The following is a 6632-nucleotide window of genomic DNA, read 5'->3' on the forward strand; positions in this document are numbered from 1 at the left end:
ATGGCGCCCCTCGCCTCATCTGCAGCCGCCCAGTCCTCAGGCCTCAAGCCCGCAACCGGGCAAGCCGGGCAGCGCGGCACCGTCCAGCGCGGCACTGGCACCGCCCAAGCCGCTGGCACCGACGCGGGCACCACCCAGCGCGGCACCACCACCATTCCAGCTAAAGTCGTGGCCAAAATTGCCGCCGAAGCCGCCTATGAAACCGGCAATGTTGGCTCCAACGCCGGCGGGGTTTTAGGCATCGGCGCCCGCCGCAACTTTTCCTCCCGCCCCGAAGCCCAATGTGAGCTCTACGGGCAGGTAGCTGTCTTACACATGAACCTAGGCCTGGTTTTTCCCACGCCACTGGCAGACACAATCGAGGCCGTGCGCACACATGTACGCAGCCGGGTGGAGCACCTGACCGGGCTGAGCGTCGGCAAGATCAATATTGAGATCTCCTGGCTTAACCCCGCCGGCCCAGGCAGGAAGAACCTGAAATGAGAAAAGTTCCAAAACTCATTCGCCGCCCCTCACGCAGCGGCTCCACCATGGTTCTAGCCCTGTTGCTGCTTGCCGGCGGAAGCCTGGGGGCTTGGCTGACCGGCCAGCGGCTCATCACCGGCTACTGGCCGCGCCACGCCCTACACGCACTTGAAGCCATCAAATCCACTTCGCTTAGCTCCACTGCGGCGCTTATTGCCGCCGGGGTTGTGGCGGCCTGTGGCCTAATCATGATTATTGCGGCGCTATGGCCCGGGCGGCCTGAGCGCGTCGAAATTCTCCCCGACGACATTCCTGGCCAGACCGCAGTTAGACGCCGTGACCTGGCCAAACTGGTGAGGCTACAGGTTGAGCAGCTGGGCGGCGCTAACTCCGTTTCGGCCACTGCCCGGCGCTCGCGGGTTAACGTCGTCGTCCACAGCGTCCTAGATGAGCTAGAGCCCGTGCAGCAGGCCGCCCAAAAGCAGACTGACCAGGCCCTACAAATGCTCGCCCCGGTGGGTATTAAAGGCAGCCGCGTGCGCGTCAAGCACGCGAGCTAAGGAGGCACGATTATGCGTTCAGTTTCCACCCCGCTAAACCGGTGCGTCCTGGCTATCTGTGGCTTTGTTTTGGTGGCCGCCTCCGCTTGGCTGCTGGCTTCGGGCCTGGGTTTGGCTCGTTTTTGGCCCGACGCCGCCCCCTACCTAGCTTCTAAGCAGGGGCGGGTGGGCGCCGTCGCCAGTCAAGCAAACTGGCTTTTACCCGTGCTTGCGCTGGCCTCAGTGCTTGCCATCATTGGTGGTCTGGCGCTGCTTCTCATGCAGGTTCCGCGCCGGGTAGCGGCCTCACCTATGCGCCTGAGTGACTCTGAGGGGCTTTTACTCACTACCTTGGATCCAGAAGTTTTATCGCAGGCCCTATCTGAGCGGGCGCAGGGCGTGCCCGGGGTGGAACGCTGCACGGTGTGGGTTAGCGGCACCTTAAGCCACCTGCAGATTCAGGCTGATGCCAGCGTGTCTCAAGAGTGCGAGATTGACTGGACTGTGTCCACGCTACGCAGCCGCCTTCAGCAGGATGTGAGCATCTCGCTGGGTTATGAACCTAAGCAGATTGACCTCTTGGTGCGCCTAGAGCGCCCCACCAGCTCTAAGGTTTTGCGCACCGCTTCGGGCCAAGGCTCCCCCAAGCCCGCTAAAGACACCGACGCCGCCTAAGGGCCGCCGACGCCGTCTAAGGGCTGCCGACGCCGCACAGCCCAAGGCCAGCGCACACAAATAAGGGCTGCCGACGCCGCACAACCCAAGGCGCGTCGATCACCTCCACCACCACGCGACCGTGACTTTGAGCAAGTCACCCCACAACCTGGGCAGCCAGTACAGCGGTTACGGGACTCTCTGTCGAGCACCAGAGTGCACTTACGCCGAGCGGCAGCAACCAGATGGAAGCCCTCCAAGGCGGCGGGCAGATCACGCCGATCACAACGGCCAAGCGACACAGGCCAGCAGCAGGTAGGGTGAGACACCGCCCGAGGTCCTTGAAGACAGCGGGGGTTGAAGTCCGCTCATCATCAAGGACCTCGATCTCTACCCCCAACCCCCGACCAACACTCGGTCACCCACACTCAACTCTGAAGAGCCCGTATAGGTGCTGTATGGTCACTCCCGATTAGTCGCAGACACAATCGCTTGACACCGGGACACTATCGGGACATAATAGTCCCGTAATCAAAATTCGCTGACTAACGGAGGCTGACATGACACCGATCCAACTGGTTACGCTCAAGGCCTGCGAGGACCATAAGGACGCCCAGAGCTTCCTTGCGCTCGCCGAGACGCGATTGAAGACCATCAAGAACCGTGATTTCGCCTGGTGGGATCGCACGCTCATTCTCCCCGGCGAAGACCGGGAATCGGAGACCGCCAAGCACCTGTCTGAGGCGCACTACGTCATCCTTCTCGTCAGCCCCAACCTCCTCGCCGCGATGAAGGACCGCAATGTCCCCCGCATCGGCGAGATTGAACACAAGCTCCTCCCCGTCATGCTCGTCGATGTCCCTCTCGATGGCTCCAGGGAGTTCCACCAGATCGACCGCCGACAGATTTACCGCGGCCTTCCCGGGGAGGCGTGCTCCTACGACTGTCTCGAGAATGACCCTCAGCGCAACCGCTTCGTCAACGGCTTCGTTAGCAGCATGATCCGCCGCATCGACAAGGAGCATCGGGCCCTGCAGGACGCGGCTTCGAGCAACCTCTCGACGCCTCGCGGATACAGCCGCCCCGTCCCGGTTATGTCTTGACGCGGGGTGGGCAGGCCGCAACCGAGGTTGAGGACACGAACGCGCGTACCATCATTGATCCACACACAACCTAGGGCACGCTGCCAAGACGCAGCACTCCCGCTAGAATTCAGTTAGTTCCCTCCAGGAGGTCTACTATGTCCGATAATATCCAGTTGTTTCTCTCGTGGGCACACGATGACGCCAAGCTCAAGGAATCCTTCCTCAAGCTGCTCAAGCCCCGCTTGAGGAATGCACGGAACCACGTCTTCACCTGGTGGGAGGACTCGTTCATCCTCCCTGGCGAGGAATGGAAAGATGAGATCCTGACGCAGCTGGCGGAAGCCGACTACATCGTCCAGCTCATCAGCCCCTCCTTCCTGGCCTCCGACTTCATTCGTGACTACGAGATTCCCGGCGTGGGCGAGGCTCCTCTGAAGAAGACGCTGCCCGTCATGCTTGTGGACGTCCCCCTCGACGGCTCCAGGGAGTTCCACCAGATCGACCGCCGACAGATCTACCGCGTCCTTCCCGGGGAGGCGCGCTCCTACGACTATCTCGAGAACGACCCTCAGCGCAACCGCTTCGTCAACGGCTTCGTCGACGCAATCGTTGCCCGCGTCGAAGGCAAGGGCGGGTACCGCTGATGCCTGATCCCTCGACCAGGCCTCAGCGCCCCCTCTCCGCCAACTCAGTACGTCGAATCCTCGACAGCCTTGAGGATCTGACGCAAGGAAACGCGAAGACGGCCCGAGCGATCTGCGATCTTCTCGACGACGACGGCAAGACAACCATCGACGCAGTCCTGGCGACAATCACCAGTGACGACCCGCGCGAGTACCTGCGCAAGTTCAAGAACCGCTTCAACGAGGTTGCCGACGGTGCTCTCACCGTCGTCTTCGACGGCAGGCGGGGACCCGAACTCTACTTCACCGGATCGGACCCCATCACCGACGACATCGCCGAGTACTCGGAGCGGCAGACGAGGCGCCATGCGCCCCGCGAGGAGCTCATCGACGCTCGAGCCACGGATAACGTTCTGCGCATCTACCTGAGCTTCCTCGAAGAGGACGAGAGGTTGGCGGCTCCGTGCGCTGACTTGATTGAGGACGCTGTCAAGGCCGGGCTGAAAGACAGGTATCGCGTTACCTTTTTCCGCTCCACCCAGGTTTCGGTCGGTGTACCCATCGATTCCACGCGCGACGAGATGATTCGCCACGCAGATATCGCGGTGGTGCTCCTCAGCAACAAGTATCTCCTGGAGGAGAACGAAGCCGAACGCGTGCACGCCAGCCACCCGCATCCCATCATCGTGATGCTCGAGAACATCGGTCCATCAGCGAGTATGGAGCCGTTTGAACGACGCGACATCGTTCCAGGAGCTTCCTTTATCCAGATGCAAGAATCGACGCGCGGAACCCAGACGGCCAAGGAGCAGGACCTCGCCAATACGGTGGTAAGTCTGATCGATCGCGAACTGCGCGATGAACTGGCGCCCGCGCCTCGCTCAAGCCCAGCCCTTTCCGAAGAGGTGGCCGAGGCGCTATCGAAGCGCTCGACGTTCGACCCCGCGATCCAGTTAGTGGACGCGCACGCCGCTGTCGGGACATTCGACGATCGGCAAGCATTCGATTCGCCTTCGCGCATCAACAGGGACGCGTACACCTCCGACGTCGTCGAGCGCCTCGCGGCGTGGGCGTGCGGATCCGACGATCAACGCGCGAAGCTGTGCGCGCTCCTGGGGAACCTGGGAACAGGAAAGACGACCTCAACGGTTTTGCTGACCCGCAGACTCCTAGAACTCAGGAAGGCCGGCGAGCAGGCACCCCTGCCCATCTACTTCGACCTGCGAGACCTCTCCCCCACCACTCTCAAGGACTTCGGGCTGCGCACGCTCCTAACCCAGCTCCTTGCGAATACCTCACTCTCGACCGTCACGGTCGACAATGTCCTGGCGACGGTTCAAGATGAGCACACCCTGGTCATCTTTGATGGTCTCGACGAGGTCCTCGTTCACCTCTCCCCAAGCGACGGGCAGCGCTTGACCCGATCCCTTCTCGAAGTCCTCAACCTCGGCAGACAAAACTCCCAAGAGGAGAATCCTCGCACGCGTCTGCTGCTATCCTGCAGGACTCAGTTCTTCCGGAGCGTCGAAGAGGAATTCTCCTTTTTCGACGGCCAGGGGCGCGAAAACAAGCGAGGCAAAGACTACCTGGTCCTCACGCTCCTGCCCTTCAACGAGGACCAGATCCGTGAATACCTGCGCCGCAACGTCCCTGAGGCCGACACCGACCGGCTCCTCGAGACGATCTGCTCGGTGCATAACCTGCGCGAGCTCGCCTCCCAACCGGTCCTGCTCGATATGATCCGCCAGGTTCTCCTCACCATCGACGAAGATCTAAGCGTCGGGCGCCAGGTACGTTCGGTCGACCTGTACGAACGCTTTGTGAACAAGTGGCTCAGGCGCGACGACGGCAAGCACAGCCTGATTCCCGAGCACAAGATCCAGCTCATGACCCACCTGGCCTTGCAGGTCTGGCGCTCAGGATCCAGGACATGGTCGGCACGCTGGATGGAAACATGGATGCTCCAATTCCTCCACACCCACCCAGACATGGAATTGCACTACGCGGGACGCATGCCCGACCAGTGGAAGCAGGACTTCCGCACCGCGACCTTCCTGGCGCGCCGCGGGGATGACTTCTCCTTCGCCCACTCCTCGCTCCTGGAGTACTTCCTGGCCGTTCGCCTCGCCGACTCCCTTGAGGCTGAGTCGGAGGATGAGGCTCTGGCGGCCTGGGACATCACCCGCCCCAGCGACGAGGCCTTCGCGTTCTTCGCGGAGCTCATCGACCGCTTCTCCGCGTCCACGCAACGCCAGGCACTCGCCCGCCTTGAGCACGTCGGGACACATGCAAGCGCAAGTGCCCGATCGAACGTCTTCGCCTACACTCTGCGCGCGCTCGAGAAGGGAGCGCCCCACCCACGTCCCGACGCCCTGAACCTGGCAGACACCGACCTGCGCGGCTGGACAATAGGATCCGAGAAGACATCACTCAACCTGGCTGGAGTCTCGCTCCGAAGTGCCTGCTTGGACGACGCCCGCATCCGCCACGCCCGCCTCGATGGCATCGACGCCACCGGAGCGTCCATGCGGCGCACGCTTCTCGAGCACTGCACCCTGACACAAGCCAACCTCGAGGACGCCGACCTGGCTGGAACAATCTTCCGCCACTGTGACATGGAAGGCGTCCCCCTTGACAAAGCCACGCGCTACCGCACCCAGCTCCTGCACACGGTCGGCTATCAGCGGGAACTCTCCGACACACTTACCGCGCCTCTATCGGAGCATGACCCGCTTCGCGTCCTGCCCGAAGCGCAGATCCTCGGCGGCCACTCCAGCTGGGTGAGCGCGGTGGCGTGGTCACCCGACGGCCGCCACATCCTCACAGCATCCATGGACGGCACAGCTCGCATCTGGGATGCCATCACAGGAGACAACACACTCACACTCATATACACCAGCTGGGTGAGCGCGGTGGCGTGGTCGCCCGACGGCCGCCACATCCTCACAGGATCCGGGGACCGCACGGCACGCATCTGGGATGCCACCACAGGAGACAACACACTCACACTCACACACACCGATCCGGTGAGCGCGGTGGCGTGGTCGCCCGACGGCCGCCACATCCTCACAGCATCCGACGACGGCGCAGCACGCATCTGGGATGCCACCACAGGAGACAACACACTCACACTCACACACACCGATCCGGTGAGCGCGGTGGCGTGGTCGCCCGACGGCCACCACATCCTCACAGCATCCGCCGACCGCACGGCACGCATCTGGGATGCCACCACAGGAGACAACACACTCACACTCACACACACC

The 6632-nt window shown here is 62.3% G+C and carries 6 protein-coding genes; all 6 read left to right on the plus strand.

What is annotated here, in order from left to right; genetic code table 11:
• Positions 1–483, plus strand: a complete 483-nt coding sequence (locus HMPREF0045_RS04860; protein ID WP_005986073.1) for an Asp23/Gls24 family envelope stress response protein — start codon at positions 1–3, stop codon at positions 481–483.
• Complete coding sequence (locus HMPREF0045_RS04865; protein ID WP_005986074.1) at positions 480–1025, plus strand: DUF6286 domain-containing protein; 546 nt, start codon at positions 480–482, stop codon at positions 1023–1025. The genes HMPREF0045_RS04860 and HMPREF0045_RS04865 overlap by 4 nt, the downstream gene beginning before the upstream one ends.
• 12 nt (positions 1026–1037) lie before the next feature.
• Positions 1038–1679 (plus strand): Asp23/Gls24 family envelope stress response protein, encoded by a 642-nt coding sequence (locus HMPREF0045_RS04870; protein ID WP_005986076.1) that lies wholly within the window; start codon positions 1038–1040, stop codon positions 1677–1679.
• 539 nt (positions 1680–2218) lie between these two features.
• A complete protein-coding gene (locus HMPREF0045_RS04875) occupies positions 2219–2761 on the plus strand; it encodes a TIR domain-containing protein (protein ID WP_005986078.1) in 543 nt (180 codons plus the stop codon).
• Between the two features lie 137 nt (positions 2762–2898).
• On the plus strand, positions 2899–3387 hold the full coding sequence (locus tag HMPREF0045_RS04880) for a toll/interleukin-1 receptor domain-containing protein (RefSeq protein ID WP_005986080.1): 489 nt from the start codon (positions 2899–2901) through the stop codon (positions 3385–3387).
• A partial coding sequence (locus tag HMPREF0045_RS10700) for an NACHT and WD40 repeat domain-containing protein (protein WP_005986082.1) occupies positions 3387–6632 on the plus strand: 3246 nt, incomplete at its 3' end. The genes HMPREF0045_RS04880 and HMPREF0045_RS10700, both read left to right, overlap by 1 nt.

The organism is Actinomyces graevenitzii C83, assembly GCF_000239695.1.
Classification (GTDB): Bacteria; Actinomycetota; Actinomycetes; order Actinomycetales; family Actinomycetaceae; genus Actinomyces; species Actinomyces graevenitzii.

Excerpts from the sequence above, each read along its gene's own strand:
- HMPREF0045_RS04865 (WP_005986074.1), top strand. The coding sequence starts at position 480 with ATGAGAAAAGTTCCAAAACTCATTCGCCGCCCCTCACGCAGCGGCTCC.
- HMPREF0045_RS04875 (WP_005986078.1), top strand. The coding sequence starts at position 2,219 with ATGACACCGATCCAACTGGTTACGCTCAAGGCCTGCGAGGACCATAAG.
- HMPREF0045_RS04860 (WP_005986073.1), top strand. The coding sequence starts at position 1 with ATGGCGCCCCTCGCCTCATCTGCAGCCGCCCAGTCCTCAGGCCTCAAG.
- HMPREF0045_RS04880 (WP_005986080.1), top strand. The coding sequence starts at position 2,899 with ATGTCCGATAATATCCAGTTGTTTCTCTCGTGGGCACACGATGACGCC.
- HMPREF0045_RS04870 (WP_005986076.1), top strand. The coding sequence starts at position 1,038 with ATGCGTTCAGTTTCCACCCCGCTAAACCGGTGCGTCCTGGCTATCTGT.